This is a genomic window from Amycolatopsis sp. ATCC 39116, assembly GCF_000231075.2.
GTDB classification, from domain to species: domain Bacteria; phylum Actinomycetota; class Actinomycetes; order Mycobacteriales; family Pseudonocardiaceae; genus Amycolatopsis_E; species Amycolatopsis_E tucumanensis.
The window spans coordinates 24,886-40,766 of the sequence record NZ_AFWY03000065.1 but is presented as its reverse complement, the minus strand read 5'-3'; the positions used below and the strand labels follow the sequence as shown (position 1 = coordinate 40,766).

Genomic DNA, 15,881 nt, shown 5'->3' with positions numbered 1-15,881 from the left:
GCCCCGCGGGCGCCGCCGCCCTGCGCTCCTGCCCTCAGCCCTTCAGTTCCAGGAACTCCCAGTGCGCCTCCGGCGCCAGGCCGGCCATCCAGCGGCCGCAGTTCTGCAGCACGACCGGCCCCGACGTGATGTGCTGCGTCCCGGCGTGGAGGTCCCTGAAGAAGCGCTGCAGGTCGCCCCTGCGCAGCGCCGCCGTGGCCGCCCACTTGTACACCGTCTGGCCCGCCGCGTGCACCGACCACGTCGTGTTGTTCAGCATCAGCCGGGTGAGCGTCTCCTGCTCCGTGGTCAGCAGCGAACCACCGTCCAGGGTCGCCTCGTTGGCCTCCCACACCTCCATCGCCCACGCCCGTGCCGAGCGCAGCGCCGCCTCCGCCTGCGCGTACTCCGCGTGGAACTGCCCGGTGTCGACCGACGCGCCCGGCGTTCCGGACTTCCGCGCGGCCAGCGCCCGCATCTCGTCGAGCATCCGGCGCCCCACCCCGAGCGCCCAGCCGGTGTGGCACACGCCGGCCATGTTCGCCAGCCCCATCCGGTAGATCGCGCCGCCGTGCCGGGCCGCCATCGTGGTGATCTCGTACACGTGCGTCGACGGCACGAACACGTCCTCGCACACGTAGTCGATGCTGCTGGTCGCCTTCAGGCCCATCACGTCCCAGTTGTCGACGAGCGTCGCCTGCTCCTTGGGGAACGTGAAGATCAGCGCCTGCCCCGTCTCCTCGCACAAGGCCGCCGTGTGGATGTGGCTGGCCATCGAGATCCCGGACGCGAAGCTCCACTGCCCGTTGATCACATACCCGCCGTCGACGCGCCGCGCGGCGCCCAGCCGCGTGCCCTGCCCCGCCATCAGCGCGTACCGGTTGCCCGGCACGTCCGGGAACAACTCCGCCGCGGCCTCGTCACCGAGGTAGGCGGCCGTGGTGCCGGTGACCATCTGCAACGCCATGAACGACCACCCGGCGGAGGCGTCCGAGTAGGCGATCTTCGCGATCGTCTCGATGACCTGTCGCGGCGAGAACTCGTACCCGCCCAGGTCCCGCGGGATGCCGATCTTCAGCGCCCCCGTCTCGTGCAGCACCTGCGCGACCTCGTCGGTGAGCCGCCCCAGTTCCTCGCCCTTCTCGGCGTTCGCGGCGAGCACCGGCGCGGCCTCGTCCAGGCGCGCCATCAACCCGTCGAACTCGTCGCTGACGTGCAGGCTCATGCGTCCGTCCCCTCCAGTCCGCGGATCCAGTCGATGACCGGCCGCACCGTCTCGTCGGAATTGGCTTCGAAGATCAGTCCGTGCCCGTTGCCCTTGACGCCGTGGTCGGGCAGGTGCAGCCGCACGGCGAGAGCGCCCGCGTCGCGCAGGAAGTCCACGACCTGCGGCGCGAAGTCCGCGAACGCCGACGCGCCACCGGTGACGACCACGACGGGTTTGCCCGCCAGCGCCGGGATCGGCATTCCCGCTCGCACCTCGGCCGGGTGGGAAACCGGCGGGTCGTAGGTGATCGGCGCCGAGGTCAGCCCCCAGTCCAGCGAACCCATCCCGGGGATCTCGGCGAAAGCCGGGCCGACCGGTTCGACCGCCACGATCGCCACCACCGCATCCGGTCGCGCGTCCGCCGCGAGCCACCCGACCGGACCGCCCGCGGAGTGGGTCACCAGCACCGCGGGACCGGTGAGGTCCAGCAACCGGCCCAGCCGGTCGGCGTCCATCCGCTGCGACTCCGCCAGGTCCGCGGGCAACGGGCCCATCGGGCACAGCAGTTGGTCGACCTCCGCCTCACCGTAAGTCCACTGGACCTGCTCGCCGCGCCGCTCCTCGGGCAGGAACAACGCCCGCGCCGCCTCGTACGGGAACGGCGCGCCCATCGGCGCCACCACGTCCGGGTGGTACGGCGAACGCCCGTGGCCGCACCGGTCCACCACGTACACGGCGAACCCGGCCTCCACGAAGCGCGTCGCCCAGCCCGGCCGCCCGTCCGGGGTGCCGGTCCAGTCGGTGCCCTGCCCGCCGCCGCCGTGCACCAGCACCAGTGGGTACGGCCGGGTCACCTCCGGCGGCGCCTCCCACTGCACGAACATCGGCGCCCGCTGCACGGTCACGCCGCCGGCCGCCACCCGCTCGCCCGGGATCCAGAACTGCCCGCGGCGCACGGTGATCTCGTGACCGCCGGTCACATGTGGTGCGGTCACGTCAGATCTCGATCGGCTCGAGCCGGGCGAGGATCTCCTCGCGGCGGTGCTCGAACTGCTCGGGCAGCTGGAACCGCGTGCCCAGCTCCTTCGGCGACTCGTCGCACGTCCAGCCGCCTTCGGGGTGCGTCACGGCCAGCTCGAACAACGCGCCGCCGGGCGTGCGGACGTACACGCTCTTGAAGTACTTGCGGTCCTTCAGCTCCGAGATGTCGGTGTAGCCGCGGCCTTCGATGTCGAACTTGACCTCGTCCTGGTTGCGCAGGTTGCCGACGTTCCACGCGAAGTGGTGGTAGGTGCCCGCGCCGTAGCCCCAGGTGCCCTGGTCGTCGGTGCGGTTGACCGTCAGCTCGAGGTGGTTGCCGTACTTGGCGTTGCCGATCTGCAGCGCCGCGCGGTCGCCCTCCTCGGCGAGACGGCCCTGGGAGAAGAACGATTCCTCGGCGAACTCGACCATCCGGTCCGGCGTCGCGACGTGGATGCCCACGCCGTGGATCCCGTGGATCGCGCACTCGGGTGGCACGCCGTAGCCCGCGTGCCCGACGCGGTCGTCACCGGTGTTGCCGACGAAGACGTACTCGATGCCGGACGGGTGCCGGAACGCCAGCCGCCGCTGCCCGAACACCTCGACGTTGTCCACCTCGACGTCGTGCTCGGTCAGGCGCCGGTGCCAGAAGTCCAGCGAATCGTGCGGCACCGACAGCAGCACCTCGCGCGCCTGGTTCGTGCCGCGTTTGCCGTAGAACCCGGCCTGCGCCCACGGGAACGTGGTGACCACACTGCTGGGGTCGCCCGCGGCGTTGGAGTAGTAGAGGTGGTAGATCGGCAGGGAGCCGTCGAACAGGACGGTGCGCTTGATCAGGCGCATGCCCAGCACCTTGACGTGGAAGTCCACGTCCTCCTGAGCGCCCGCGACGGACAACGTGACGTGGTGGGAACCTTCGACGAACGCCATGAAACGCCTCCACACTGAGGTTTTCCGCGGTGGTGCCGCAACGGTAGATTCGGCGGACGGCGCCCGTCATGAACGATGGGCGCACACCGCTGTCGAATGCGCGCACAACCGGTGGGGATGACGATGACGTCACTCGCGGACGTGGTGGCCGTGGCGCCCCCGGCCTCCGGGCCGAAGGTCGAGTTCGGCTCGTGGACGCACCAGGTGGAGCGCAGCGTGCTGCGGTTCCACTTCGACTGCGAGCGCCCGCGCGCCTTCGCCGGCATCGTCCGCAACCGCCCACTCGCCGACGTCAACTTCGTCGACATGGAGAGCGGGCGGCACGCCGCCTACCGGGACGCGGCCACGATCTCGCCGGACGAGCAGGACTTCTACGTGATGACCCTGCAGCTGTCCGGGCAGTTGCGCCTGGCGCAGGACGGGCGGACCGCGGTCCTGAAGCCGGGGCAGTTCGCCATCTACGACTCCGCGAAGCCCGCCGCGATCGTCTCCAGCGACGACTACCGCTCCACCTGCATCCGGTTCCCCAAGCGGTACCTGCCCGCGCCGCCGCCCGGAATCACCGCGACCGCCTTCGAGTGCGAGCCCGGGCTGCCGTCGACCGTGTGGGGCATGCTGCTCAGCCTCAACCGGAACGTGGAGTCCCTGGGCCCGCACGGCCCGCGCGCGGTGCGCACGGTGATGGACCTGGTGACCGTGATGCTGCACGGCACGCGCTTGCTGCCCGGACGGCGCGAGGCGCTGCTGGAGCAGGTGCGCGAGTGGATCGACGCGCACCTGGGCGACCCGGACCTGGGCCCGAACGCGGTCGCCGCCGCGCACTACATCTCGCCCCGGCACCTGCACAACCTGTTCGCGGGCACCGGGTTCACGGTGTCGTCGTGGATCCGCGCCCGCCGTGTCGAGTGCTGCCGCCGCGACCTGGCCGACCCGCGGCTGGCCGCGACGCCGGTCGCCGCGATCGCCGCGCGCTGGGGGTTCAAGGGCGCGTCCCACTTCGGCCAGGTCTTCAAGCGCGAGACGGGCCGCACCCCCGCGGAGTTCCGCGCGGAGTCGCTGGCGGGCCTGCGGTAGCGCGGTGGAGTCCGGGGCACCAGCCGGAGCGGGACGTGCTGTGGCGCCCGCGTGGCGGCACGACTGCCCCGTGCAGGTGCCCGTCCGCGGACCAGTGCAGGAACTCCTCTTCCCACGGCCGGTTTTCCAGGTCCCGGCGCTCGGTGAGCTCGATCTGCGTGGCAGCGAACTCCCGTAGCCCGGCGAAGATTCGGCTCAGCTTTCCCACACCTGGAGCGTGCTCCAGCCGCGCCCCCGGCACGAGTGGCAGAACCGCACGTGTTCGGCAAAATTCTGCCATCGACGTCTTCCGCGGGGCGAACCCGAGGGTGACTTCCGCCGCGCCAGGAGGCATGATCGCGAAGTATCCGTAGTGGGAGGCCAGTTTTGAGCATCGTCGGCACCAGGGTGGTCCGCATCGAGGACCAGCAGCTGATCACGCAGGGTGGGACCTACGTCGAGGATCTACGGGTGGAGGCGCTGACCGGCGCGGTGCACGCGATGTTCGTGCGCAGCCCGATCGCGCACGCCCGCATCGCCTCGATCGACACCTCGGCCGCGCTGGAGGCGCCCGGGGTCGTCGCGGTCTACACGGCCGCCGACATCGATCTCGCCCCGCACAAGGCGGGCCCGGTCGTGGAACCGTGGCTCGCCGACGGCGTGGTCCGCTACGTCGGTGAGCCCGTCGCGCTCGTGCTCACCGAGGAGCGCTACCAGCTCGCGGACGCCGCCGAACTCGTCGACATCGACTACGACCCGCTGGACGTGGTGGCGAGCATCGACAGCGCGCTCAGCGACGAGACCGTGCTGTTCCCGGACCAGGGCACGAACCTGCTGCAGACCACCGGCGGCGAGTTCGACGACAAGGCCTTCGACGAGTGCGAGGTCGTGGTCACCGAGACGATCCTCAACCAGCGCGTCGCCCCGGCGCCGCTGGAGGTGCGCGGCGCGGCTTGCGCGTGGGGCGAGGACGGCCGCCTGACGTTGTGGCTGTCCACGCAGAACGCGCAGATCTCCCGTTCCACCGTCGCGAAGGGCCTCGGCGTCGAGTCGGCGAACGTCCGGGTCATCACGCCGGACGTCGGCGGCGGGTTCGGCGCGAAGATCGGCACCGACCCCGAGTCCGTCGTGCTGGGCTGGGCCTCGAAGCGGGCCGGCCGTCCGATCCGCTGGGTGGAGACCCGCAGCGAGAACCTGGTCGCGATGACGCACGGCCGGGCACAGCAGAACACCGTCACCATCGGTGGCCGCCGCGACGGCACCGTGCTCGCGTTCCGGCTGGAGGTCGTGCAGGACGCGGGCGCCTACCCGCGCACGATGTTCCTGCCCACGCTGACCGAGCTGATGGGCACCGGCGTCTACCACTTCCCGAAGGTGGAGACGGGCAGCCGGGCCGTCGTCACCAACACCACGCCGATCGCGGCGTACCGCGGCGCCGGGCGGCCCGAGGCGGCGGCCGCCATCGAGCGCGCCATGGACCTGTTCGCCGCCGAGATCGGCATGGACCCGGCGGAGGTGCGCCGGGTGAACTTCATCCGCCCGGACGAGTTCCCGTACCAGTCGCCGACCGGCGCGAACTACGACACCGGCGAGTACGCGAAGGTCCTGGACAAGGTCCTCGAAGCCGGCGGGTACGAGCAGCTGCGCGCCGAGCAGGCCCGCCGCCGCGAGGCGGGCGACCCGGTCGTGCTCGGGCTCGGCCTGTCCGCCTACGTCGAGGTCACCGGCAACGACCGGGCGGGCGAGGCGGGCAAGGTGCACATCAACCCGGACGGCTCGGTCACCGCGTGGACCGGCGCCTCGCCGCACGGCCAGGGCCTGGACACCACGCTGGCGATGCTGCTGTCCGACCAGCTCGGCGTGCCCATCGAGAAGATCAGCATCCGGCACGGCGACACCGACGAGGTGCCACGGGCCATCGGCACCTTCGGGTCACGATCGCTGCAGCTGGGCGGATCCGCGCTGCGCCAAGCCGCCGACCAGGTCATCGAGCAGGCCCGCGCGCTCGCGGCCGACCGGCTGGAGGCCAGCCCGGACGACATCGAGCTCGCGGACGGCGCCTTCCAGGTGCGCGGCGCGCCCGCGAGCGGTTCGGTGACCTGGGCGCAGGTGGCCGAGCAGGCCGACCTGACCGCCGACGTGTGGTTCGGCGACGGCACCCCGACGTTCCCGTTCGGCGCGCACCTCGCCGTCGTCGAGGTCGACACGCTCACCGGGAAGGTCGAGCTGAAGCGGATCATCGCGTGCGACGACGCGGGCCCGATCGTCAACCCGCTCGCCTTCCAGGGTCAGCGGCACGGCGGGCTCGGCCAGGGCGCGGCGCAGGCGCTGCTGGAGGTCATGAACTACGACGCCGACGGCAACCCGACCACTGCCACGCTGGCCGACTACTCGTTCATCACCGCGACCGAGCTGCCCGACTTCGAGCTGGTCGACTCCGAGACGCCCACGACGCGGAACCTGCTGGGCGTCAAGGGGATCGGCGAAGCCGCGACGATCGGCGCGACCCCCGCGGTGCACAACGCGGTGGTCGACGCGCTGTCCCACCTGGGCGTGCGCCATCTCGACATGCCCACCACCCCGCTGCGGGTCTGGCAGGCTCTCACCGACGCGAGGAAGGCGAACTGAAGTGAAGGTCTCGATCGAGATCAACGGCACGACGGTCTCCGAGGAGGTCGAGGACCGCACCCTCCTGGTCCACTTCGTGCGTGAACAGGCCGGCCTGACGGCGACGAACATCGGCTGCGACACCACCTCCTGCGGCGCGTGCACGGTGCTGCTCGACGGCGAGTCCGTGAAGTCGTGCACCGTGCTGGCCGCGCAGGCCGACGGGCACTCGGTCACCACGCTGGAGGGCCTGCACGGCGAGGACGGCGATCTGCACCCGGTGCAGCGCGCGTTCCGCGAGGAACACGGCCTGCAGTGCGGGTTCTGCACGCCCGGGATGATCATGGCGTCGGTGTCGCTGCTGGACCACAACCCGAAGCCGACGCGCCAGGAGGTGCGTGCGGGGCTGGAGGGGAACCTGTGCCGTTGCACGGGTTACCACAACATCGTCAACGCGGTGATGAACGCGTCCGGGCAGGAGGTCCAGCGGTGATCCCGGCCCAGTTCACCTACCGGCGGGTGTCCTCTGTGGACGAAGCGCTCGCGGTGGTCGCCGAGCACGGTGACGACGCCAAGCTGCTGGCGGGCGGGCAGTCCCTGCTGCCGCTGATGAAACTGCGCTTCGCCGCGCCCGAGGTGGTCGTCGACATCGGCCCGCTCGACGAGCTGCGGTACGTGCGGGCCGAGGGCGGCGAGATCGCGATCGGCGCCATGTCGCGCTACCACGACCTGCACCACGACCCGGTGCTGGCCGAGCACGCGCCGCTGCTCGCGCACGTCGCGGGCGAGGTGGGGGACCAGCAGGTGCGCCACCGCGGCACGATCGGCGGCTCGCTGGTCCACGCCGACCCGGCGGCCGACCTGCCCGCGGCGGTCCTCGCCGTGGACGGGGTGCTGGTCGCGCGCGGCCCGGACGGCGAGCGGCGGATTCCGGCGGCCGAGTTCTTCCAGGGGCCGTTCGAGACGCCGCTCGCGCCGGAGGAGCTGCTGACCGAGGTGCGGATCCCGGTGCAGGACGGCGCCGGGTGGGCGTTCGAAAAGTTCACGCGGCGGTCGATCGACTGGGCGATCGTCGGGGTCGTCGTCGCCGGGAGCGCCGTGTCGCTGATCAACATGGGCGGCACCCCGCTGCGCGCCACGGCGACCGAGGCGGCCCTGGCCGACGGCGCGTCCGCCGCCGAGGCCGCCGCGCTGGCCGCGGAGGGCACCTCCCCGGCCGACGAGGCCCACGCGACGGCCGAGTACCGGCAGCACCTGGCGCGGGTGCTGACCGAGCGGGCGCTGGTGTCCGCCGGTCGTTGAGCCAGGGGGCGGGCCGGCCGGCCCGCCCCACGCTCAGCTCTCCAGCAGCACGATGCCGTCGTCGTCGGCGTAGAGCATGTCGCCGGGGTGGAAGGTGACCCCGCCGAAGCCGACCGGCACGTCGACCGCGCCGTTGCCCGCCTTGCTGCTCTTGCGCGGGTTGGTGCCCAGGGCCTTGATGCCGATCGGCAGCCCGGCGAGCACCGCGCTGTCCCGCACCGCGCCGTTGATCACCAGGCCGGCCCAGCCGTTCTCGACCGCCGAGCCCGCGATGAGGTCGCCGGTGAGCGCGGTGTGCAGCGAGCCGCGCCCGTCGACCACCAGCACCGCGCCCTCGCCCGGCGTGGCGAGCACCTGCTTGACCAGGCCGTTGTCCTGGTAGCACGAGACGGTCCGGACCCGGCCGGAGAACACCCGCTGCCCGCCGAACTGGCGGAACTGCGTGTCGCACACCCGGAGCTTGTCGCCGTGCTCGTCGACCAGGTCGGCGGTGGAGGAGGTCACTCGGATCGCCTTTCGTCGTGGTGGGCCTGCCGGATGGAGTCCAGAAGGCCGGGGAACCGCTGGTGGATCTCGTCCCGGCGCAGGCGCACGAAGCTGCCGTTGCCCGCGTCGCGCTGGTCGATGAGCCCGGCCTGCCGCAGCACCCGCCAGTGGTGGGTGCGGGTCGACTTGGCGACGGGCAGGTCGAACGAGGCGCACGCGTGCTCGCCGTCCGGCCGGTCCAGCAGGTCGACGACCACCCCGCGCCGGTGCCGGTCGGCCAGCGCCGACAGCACGGTGCCGAGATCGAGGTCCATCGCGTCCCCTTGTCGTAGGTACGAAGGTGATAGTACCTTGCCGGTCATGCTCATGGTCTTCGACATCAACGAAACCCTGCTCGACCTCGCGCCGCTGGACGACGTCCTCGGCGGCGAGGAGGTCCGCACGCGGTGGTTCGACCTGCTCATCCACACCGCGCTGGTGGTCACCGCGAGCGGCCGGTACCAGGACTTCGCGCAGCTCGCCGGAGCCTGCGCACGCGCCGTCGCGCCCGATGCGGACGTGCCACGGCTGGCCGCGACGCTGCGATCCCTGCCGCCGCACCCCGATGTGGAGCCCGCGCTGGCCGAGCTGCGCGACCAGGGGCACCGGCTGGTGGCGCTGGGGAACTCGCCGCAGGCGGTGATCGAGGCGCAACTCGCGGACCTCGGTTTCGACGCGATCTACTCGGCCGAGGCGGCGGGCGCGCTCAAGCCGTCCCCGGCGGCCTACGCGCTGGTCGAACACGCCGGCGAGCCGCCGGTGATGGTCGCCGCGCACGACTGGGACATCGCCGGCGCGCAGGCCGCGGGAATGCGCACGGCCTTCGTCACCCGCGACGGCCGCCGCCCGCTGCCCGCACACGCGAGTCCGGATTGGACGGTCACGGATCTCGCCGAGTGGGCGCGGAGCCTGCGCACCGCGTGACGTCGCCTGGGGAGAGAACACGGCTGCGTGGTGAACAAGGCGCCCGGAGTGGGCGCCTTGGTGCCGGGTGGCTGGCCCGCACCCGGAACGCCAACACACCACCCAGACAGCAAACACACCGCCCAGAACGGCAAACCCACCGCGCCGGCGTCAGTGCACCGGCGTGACGATCCCGTACTCGTGGATCTTCCGGTAGATCGTCGCGCGGGAGATGCCCAGCAGTTGCGCCGCGCGGGCCTTGTTGCCGCCCGCGTCCTCCAGGCTGCGCACGATCGCGTCGCGTTCGACGGCCTCGAACCGGTTCAGCGGACGCCGCGTGATGGTGTGGTACTCGGCCGGCAGGTCGTTCGGCCGGATGGTCCCAGTGCGGCGCCGCTGGGTGATTTCCCGCAGCACCTGGTGCAGCTGCGCCGTGTTGCCCGGCCATGACGCCCGCATCAACAGGTGCATCGCCTCCGGTGAGCACGTGATCTGCCCGCCGTGCGACAGCTTGCTGAGGAACAGCGGCACCAGCTCGGCCAGGTCCTCCACGTGCCGCCGCAGCGACGGCACCCCGACCGTCCGCGGGAAGAACGCGAGCAGCTCCGCCAGCCGCGGGCTGCTCTCGGCCTCCGGCGTCAGCGTCAGCGCCACCCACGGCCCGTCCGGCCGCGGCACCTGCCGCAGCACGGCGACCAGCGCGCGCACGTCCTCGTCGCCCAGCCGGTCGGCATGCCGGATCACCAGCGTGTCCACCGGGTCGTCGAGCAGCTCGTGCCGCACGTCCCCGGCCCAGCCCGGTCCGGCCTCGGCCGCGTCGAGCGTGTGCAGCCGCCCGGCCGGGTTGCGCCGCCGGTGCACGCCCTGCGCCAGCGTGTGCTTCCCGACCCCGGGCTCGCCTGCCAGCACCAGCCACTCGCCGCGGACGAAGCTGCTGTCGACGGCGTGGCAGCTGCGCGACCACGTCGGCGCCGACCCGGCCACGCCGGGCAGGAACATCGGCACGGCGGGCAGCGTGACGCCCGCGCCCCCGTCGTCGGTGTCGACCAGCTGCACCGACAGCACCCCGCCGGCGATCTCGCCGCTCCGCTCGCCCGCCACGCGACGGCAGTACATCCGCACCTTGCCGCCGCTGGACAGCACGATCGTCTCGGTGGCGCGCCGGGCCGCGGACAGCGCCTGCTTGGCGTGCCCGAGCACGAGCGACTGGTCGACCGGGTCGAGGAGCTGGCGGGCGGCGTCGTTCATCATCACCACGTCGTCGTTGAACGCGATCACGATCCCGGTGGTGCGGCGGCAGGCCTGCAGGTAGGTCTGGAACAGCACCAGCTCGCGCATGGTGCTGTGGGTGAGCAGCGCCTGCCGGATCTGCTCGGCGGTCGACCTGGCGAGCGCGACGAGCAGCCCGCCGGCGTCCTTGCGCCAGCAGGTCAGGTCCACGGCGCCGATCGTCTTGCCGGAGATCGGGTGCTGGATCGGCACGCCCGCGCACGCCAGGTTCTCCAGGTTCTCCGCGTAGTGCTCGTGCCCGAACACCTGCGTCGGCCGCCCGTCGGCGAGCGCGGTGCCGATCCCGTTGGTGCCGACGAACTTCTCGCCATAGCTGAACCCGGGCGCCAGCTCCACGCTCTGCAGGTGCCGGTGCAGGTCGTGGTCGCCGGTGCGCTGCGTGAGCACGACGCCGGACTGGTCGGTGAGGATCATGCTGATCGGCTGGCCGTCGAGCTGGTCGCCCAGCCGTTCCAGCACCGGTTGCGCGCCGCGGATCAGCGGCGTGTCCAGGTTCTGGTCGCCGCTGTAGGGCAGGTCGATGCGGTCGGCGGGCACCTGGAACTCGCGGGAGCGCCACCAGGACGCGAGGATCGCCTCGCGGACCTGCCCGGGCTCGACCGCTTCGGCCGTCAGGAACCGCAACCGGGTGCGCGCCAGCTTGACGTCGTCGAGCACCGCGCCGCCCCGGTCGTGGTCCACTCTGACCTCCTGCCGCTGCCCCGCACAGGGTAGTCCGGACACCGCCGTTGTGTCCTGGGTCACAAGGTAGCCGCCCAGCCGGTCGCACCGCGTCTCAAATTGAGACACGCCCCCGTCCTGGCCGGGCGTGGGATGGGTGCATGCCCGAGGAAACGTACAACCCGTGGACGGTCGTGAACGTCGTGTTCCACCACCTCGTCGACCAGGGCCTGCACCCCACCCTCGGGGACGGGCACCCGGGCGACCCGGCGGCGGAACTGCTGCGCGCCCTCGGCATCACGCCGGAGGCCGAGGGCGACGCCCGGCAGAAGGCCGCGGTGCACGACCACCTCGCCGAGCTGCGCCGATCCGTCTTCGGCGAACCTGAACCGCCTGTCTCATATTGAGACCCGCACGCGCGGGCGCCCGGCCTCCAATAGACGGTGTAGGACTTGTGCCCACCTAGGAGTGATCATGAGCCGCCAAAGTGTGGCGAGAGCCCACCAGAAGATCCAGGAACTGTCCTGGGAACCGGCCTACCACGAGCCGGTGTCGCAGTACGGGACGGACTACACGTTCCGCAAGGCGAAGAAGAAGGATCCGCTCAAGCAGGTCCTGCGGTCCTATTTCCCGATGCAGGAGGAGAAGGACCACCGCGTGTACGGCGCCGAGGACGGCGCGATCCGCGGCAACATGTTCCGCCAGGTCCAGGAACGCTGGCTGGAGTGGCAGAAGTTGTTCCTGAGCATCATCCCGCTGCCGGAGATCTCCGCGGCGCGCGCGATGCCGCTGCTGTTCCGCACCGTGCCGAACCCCGAGCTGCACAACGGCCAGGCGATCCAGATGATCGACGAGGTCCGGCACTCGACGATCCAGCAGAACCTCAAGCGCCTGTACATGAACAACTACATCGACCCGGCCGGCTTCAACTCGAGCCTGCGCAACTTCCAGAACGACTACTGCGGCACGATCGGCCGCCAGTTCGCGGAAGGCTTCATCACCGGTGACGCCATCACCGCCGCGAGCATCTACCTGACGATCGTCGCCGAGACCGCGTTCACCAACACGCTGTTCGTGGCCATGCCGGCGGAGGCCGCGGCCAACGGCGACTACCTGCTGCCGACCGTCTTCCACTCGGTGCAGTCCGACGAGTCCCGGCACATCAGCAACGGTTACGCCACGCTGCTGATGGCGCTGTCCGACGAGAGCAACCACCAGCTGCTCGAACGCGACCTGCGCTACGCCTGGTGGAACAACCACGCCGTGGTGGACGCGGCGATCGGCACGTTCATCGAGTACGGCACCAAGGACCGCCGCAAGGACCGCGAGTCCTACGCCGAGATGTGGCGCCGCTGGATCTACGACGACTACTACCGCAGCTACCTCGTGCCGCTGGAGAAGTACGGCCTGGTCATCCCGCACGACCTGATCGAGGAGGCCTGGAACCGCATCTGGAACAAGGGTTACGTGCACGAGGTCGCGCAGTTCTTCGCCACCGGGTGGCTCGCCAACTACTGGCGCATCGACCCGATGACCGACGAGGACTTCGAGTGGTTCGAGCACAAGTACCCCGGCTGGTACGACAAGTACGGGAAGTGGTGGGAGAACTACAACCGGCTGTCCGTGCCGAACGGGCACCACCCGATCGTCGCCGAGGACGTCGACTACGTGTACCCGCACCGGTGCTGGACGTGCATGGTGCCGTGCCTCATCCGCGAGGACACCGTGATCGACAAGGTGGACGGGCAGTGGCGCACCTACTGCTCCGAGCCGTGCCGGTGGACCGACGCCGAGGCGTTCCGCCCGGTCTACCAGGGCAGGCAGACGCCGAACATGGGCCAGCTGGTCGGCGCCCGCGAGTGGGAGACCCTCTACCACGGCTGGAACTGGGCCGACGTCGTCTCCGACATGGGTTTCGTGCGCGACGACGGCAAGACGATGGTCGCGCAGCCGCACTTGAACCTCGACCCGAAGAAGATGTGGACGCTGGACCACCTGCGGCGCATGCCGGAGGTGCAGAGCCCCAACGTGCTGCTCAACCAGATGACCGACGACGAGCGGTCGGCCTTCATCGCCGACTACAACCGCCAGGGCCCGGCCGGGCGGCCGGCGCCGGCGAACTGATCGCACCGCGGGCCCCGGGCGCACCGGGGCCCGCGCGCCGGGACACGAAGGGGTGTCGATGGGCGACAAGCACGTGGTGCGCTTCGAGCCGGTGGGGATCGAGATCGAGGTCGACGAGGACCAGACGGTTCTCCGGGCCGCCGCCGAGCAGGGCGTGATGCTCATGCACGGCTGCAAGGAGGGGCAGTGCGCCTCCTGCAAGTCGTTCATCCTCGACGGCGACGACGTGGAGCACGAAAGGTACTCCACGTTCGCGCTGCCGGACTTCGAGAAGGAGGAAGGGTTCACGCTGCTGTGCCGGGCGCACGCGTACGAGGACCTGACCATCGAACTGCTCAACTACGACGAGGAGATGATCCACTCCGGACTGCCGATCCGGACCGCGGTGGCCGAGGTCGTGTCCAACGAGCCGGTCACGCACGACATGCGCCACCTCGTGCTGAAGCTGGTCGAACCGGCCACGCTCAAGTACTTCCCCGGCCAGTACCTGGACTTCGCGGTGCCCGGCACGGACCAGACGCGCTCGTTCTCGATGGCCGGCCTGCCGACCGACGGGCACCTCGAGTTCGTGATCAGGATCTACCCCGGCGGCCTGTTCTCCCAGTTCCTGGACACCGGTGTCGCGGTCGGTGACCGGCTCGAGGTGACCGGGCCGTTCGGGGTGTTCACCCTGCGGGACGCGCCCGGCGCGCCGCTGGTGTTCGTCGGCGGCGGGGCGGGCATGGCGCCGATCCTGTCGCTGCTGCGGTCGATGGCCGCCCGCGGCGGCGAGGTGGCCGCGCGCCGGACCACGTTCTACTACGGCGCCCGCCGCAAGCAGGACCTCTGCTTCGAGGCGGAGCTCCACGAGCTGGAGCAGACGCTGCCGGCGTTCACCTACGTGCCCGCGTTGTCCGAGCCCGGCGACGACGACTGGGACGGCGAAACCGGGCTGATCACCGATGTCGTGCGCCGCCGCGAGGCGGACCTCGCGGGCGCCGACGCCTACGTGTGCGGGCCGCCGCCGATGGTCGAGGCGGCCCTGGACCTGCTGCCCGCGCTCGGGGTCGCGGACAGGCGGATCTTCTACGACAAGTTCACCACAACCGGCGACGAGTGAAGGAACAAGCCGATGACAGCGACGCAGGAACGCAGCGTGCCCAAGCCCGTCTTCACCGACGCCGAAGCGGGCGCCAAGGTCTTCCCGGACTCCGGGGCGCGCCGGTTCAACTACTTCAACCCGGCCAAGCGCAAGCAGAGCCACTACGAGGACGTCACCGTCGAGGTGCAGCCCGACCCGCGGCACTACCTGTCCCAGGGCTGGTTGTACGCCTTCGCCGACGGCCGTGGCGGCTACCCGCTCGAATGGACCGCGCTCAAGGCGTGGGGTTCGGACCGGCCGGTGCCGGAGCGTGGCCCCGGCTCGGGCGGCAAGGGCTACGACTGGCCCGCGCTGGGCTGGCACGAGTTCCGCGACCCGAACGAGGAGTGGGAGCTCACGCTCTACCGGTACAACGCCAACGTGGTGCGCCAGCTCAACCAGAACGTCGAGGCGGCCCGCCAGTCGCACGCGTTCGACCAGTGGAACCGCAACTGGACGAACTTCGTGGCGCAGCACGTCGGGGCGTGGATGCACGTCGACCACGGGCTGGGCCTGTACCTGTTCGCCAACGCCAACCGGCGCGCGCCGACGAACATGCACAACAACGCGATCTCGGTCAACAGCATGCACAAGATCCGGGCCGCGCAGGACCTGGCGCTGTACAACCTCACGCTCACCGAGGAGATCGAGGGCTTCGACGGCTCCGCGCACCTGGCGACGTGGAACGACGACCCGGCCTGGCAGGGCGTGCGGGAGGTCGCCGAGCAGCTGACCGCGATCGACGACTGGTGCGAGGCCGTCTTCGCCGCCAACGTCGTGTTCGAGCCGCTGGTCGGGGAGCTGTTCCGCAGCAACCTCGTGCAGCAGGCGGCGCCCGCCAACGGCGACTTCGTGACCCCGACCCTGATCGGGGCCGAGGAGTACGACTACGCCGAACGCGACCTGCGTTACACGCGTGCCATGTTCGAACTGCTCGTCGACGACCGCGAATTCGCCGAGCACAACACGAAGATCATGCAGGACTGGCTGAGCACCTGGGTTCCGCGCTGTATCACCGCCGCCAGGACGCTGCAGCCGCTGTGGTCGCAGCCCGACGCCAAACCGTCCCGCTTCGAGGACGGACTCGACCGCGTGAAGAGCCGCTTCAGCGGCATCCTGTCCGACCTGCGTCTGCAAGCACCGAAGGAGCTGGCCCAGTGA

15 protein-coding genes are annotated in these 15,881 nt (G+C 70.9%); 9 read left to right on the top strand and 6 right to left on the bottom strand.

The features are described from left to right. Window positions 1–34 precede the first annotated feature (34 nt). The 3 genes from AMY39116_RS0337465 to AMY39116_RS0337455 are packed head-to-tail and all read right to left on the bottom strand — an operon-like array spanning window position 35 to window position 3,136. Window positions 35–1,204 (bottom strand): acyl-CoA dehydrogenase, encoded by a 1,170-nt coding sequence (locus AMY39116_RS0337465; protein WP_020422721.1) that lies wholly within the window; start codon window positions 1,202–1,204, stop codon window positions 35–37. After that, entirely contained in the window at window positions 1,201–2,181 is a 981-nt protein-coding gene (locus tag AMY39116_RS0337460; RefSeq protein ID WP_235716299.1) for an alpha/beta fold hydrolase, read from the bottom strand. Before AMY39116_RS0337460 ends, AMY39116_RS0337465 begins: the two co-directional genes overlap by 4 nt. A 1-nt stretch (window position 2,182) precedes the next feature. Next, entirely contained in the window at window positions 2,183–3,136 is a 954-nt protein-coding gene (locus AMY39116_RS0337455; protein WP_020422719.1) for a VOC family protein, read from the bottom strand. Between the two features lie 123 nt (window positions 3,137–3,259). Between AMY39116_RS0337455 and AMY39116_RS0337450 the strand changes: the two genes are divergently transcribed. The 4 genes from AMY39116_RS0337450 to AMY39116_RS0337435 all read left to right on the top strand — a co-directional run bounded on the left by AMY39116_RS0337450 (window position 3,260) and on the right by AMY39116_RS0337435 (window position 8,098). Beyond that, window positions 3,260–4,210 carry a helix-turn-helix domain-containing protein gene (locus tag AMY39116_RS0337450; RefSeq protein WP_235716298.1) on the top strand — a complete coding sequence of 317 codons (951 nt, stop codon included), beginning with the start codon at window positions 3,260–3,262 and terminating at the stop codon, window positions 4,208–4,210. Window positions 4,211–4,576: 366 nt separating this feature from the next. Next, a complete protein-coding gene (locus AMY39116_RS0337445) occupies window positions 4,577–6,817 on the top strand; it encodes a xanthine dehydrogenase family protein molybdopterin-binding subunit (RefSeq protein ID WP_020422717.1) in 2,241 nt (746 codons plus the stop codon). Window position 6,818: 1 nt separating this feature from the next. Then, a complete protein-coding gene (locus AMY39116_RS0337440) occupies window positions 6,819–7,289 on the top strand; it encodes a (2Fe-2S)-binding protein (protein ID WP_017983258.1) in 471 nt (156 codons plus the stop codon). Further along, window positions 7,286–8,098, top strand: coding sequence for a xanthine dehydrogenase family protein subunit M (locus AMY39116_RS0337435; RefSeq protein ID WP_020422716.1), 813 nt, complete (start codon window positions 7,286–7,288; stop codon window positions 8,096–8,098). The genes AMY39116_RS0337440 and AMY39116_RS0337435 overlap by 4 nt, the downstream gene beginning before the upstream one ends. Before the next feature lie 33 nt (window positions 8,099–8,131). Here the strand turns inward: AMY39116_RS0337435 and rraA are convergent, their stop codons facing one another. Beyond that, complete coding sequence (gene rraA, locus AMY39116_RS0337430; RefSeq protein WP_020422715.1) at window positions 8,132–8,602, bottom strand: ribonuclease E activity regulator RraA; 471 nt, start codon at window positions 8,600–8,602, stop codon at window positions 8,132–8,134. Continuing rightward, window positions 8,599–8,898, bottom strand: coding sequence for a helix-turn-helix transcriptional regulator (locus tag AMY39116_RS0337425; protein WP_020422714.1), 300 nt, complete (start codon window positions 8,896–8,898; stop codon window positions 8,599–8,601). Before AMY39116_RS0337425 ends, rraA begins: the two co-directional genes overlap by 4 nt. A gap of 46 nt (window positions 8,899–8,944) precedes the next feature. Between AMY39116_RS0337425 and AMY39116_RS0337420 the strand changes: the two genes are divergently transcribed. After that, window positions 8,945–9,547 carry an HAD family hydrolase gene (locus tag AMY39116_RS0337420; protein ID WP_020422713.1) on the top strand — a complete coding sequence of 201 codons (603 nt, stop codon included), beginning with the start codon at window positions 8,945–8,947 and terminating at the stop codon, window positions 9,545–9,547. Window positions 9,548–9,697: 150 nt separating this feature from the next. On the opposite strand, the gene AMY39116_RS0337415 is transcribed toward AMY39116_RS0337420, so the two are convergent. Further along, the gene (locus AMY39116_RS0337415) at window positions 9,698–11,497 is read right to left on the bottom strand and encodes a sigma-54-dependent Fis family transcriptional regulator (protein WP_020422712.1); all 1,800 of its coding nucleotides are present in this window, start codon (window positions 11,495–11,497) and stop codon (window positions 9,698–9,700) included. Window positions 11,498–11,637: 140 nt separating this feature from the next. Here AMY39116_RS0337415 and AMY39116_RS0337410 point away from each other — a divergent pair, with 140 nt between their 5' ends. The 4 genes from AMY39116_RS0337410 to AMY39116_RS0337395 all read left to right on the top strand — a co-directional run bounded on the left by AMY39116_RS0337410 (window position 11,638) and on the right by AMY39116_RS0337395 (window position 15,881). After that, complete coding sequence (locus AMY39116_RS0337410; protein ID WP_020422711.1) at window positions 11,638–11,883, top strand: hypothetical protein; 246 nt, start codon at window positions 11,638–11,640, stop codon at window positions 11,881–11,883. Window positions 11,884–11,950: 67 nt separating this feature from the next. Further along, window positions 11,951–13,600 carry a methane monooxygenase gene (locus AMY39116_RS0337405; RefSeq protein ID WP_157358818.1) on the top strand — a complete coding sequence of 550 codons (1,650 nt, stop codon included), beginning with the start codon at window positions 11,951–11,953 and terminating at the stop codon, window positions 13,598–13,600. A gap of 58 nt (window positions 13,601–13,658) precedes the next feature. Beyond that, a complete protein-coding gene (locus AMY39116_RS0337400) occupies window positions 13,659–14,699 on the top strand; it encodes an NADH:ubiquinone reductase (Na(+)-transporting) subunit F (RefSeq protein ID WP_020422709.1) in 1,041 nt (346 codons plus the stop codon). Between the two features lie 12 nt (window positions 14,700–14,711). Next, window positions 14,712–15,881 carry a toluene hydroxylase gene (locus AMY39116_RS0337395; RefSeq protein WP_020422708.1) on the top strand — a complete coding sequence of 390 codons (1,170 nt, stop codon included), beginning with the start codon at window positions 14,712–14,714 and terminating at the stop codon, window positions 15,879–15,881.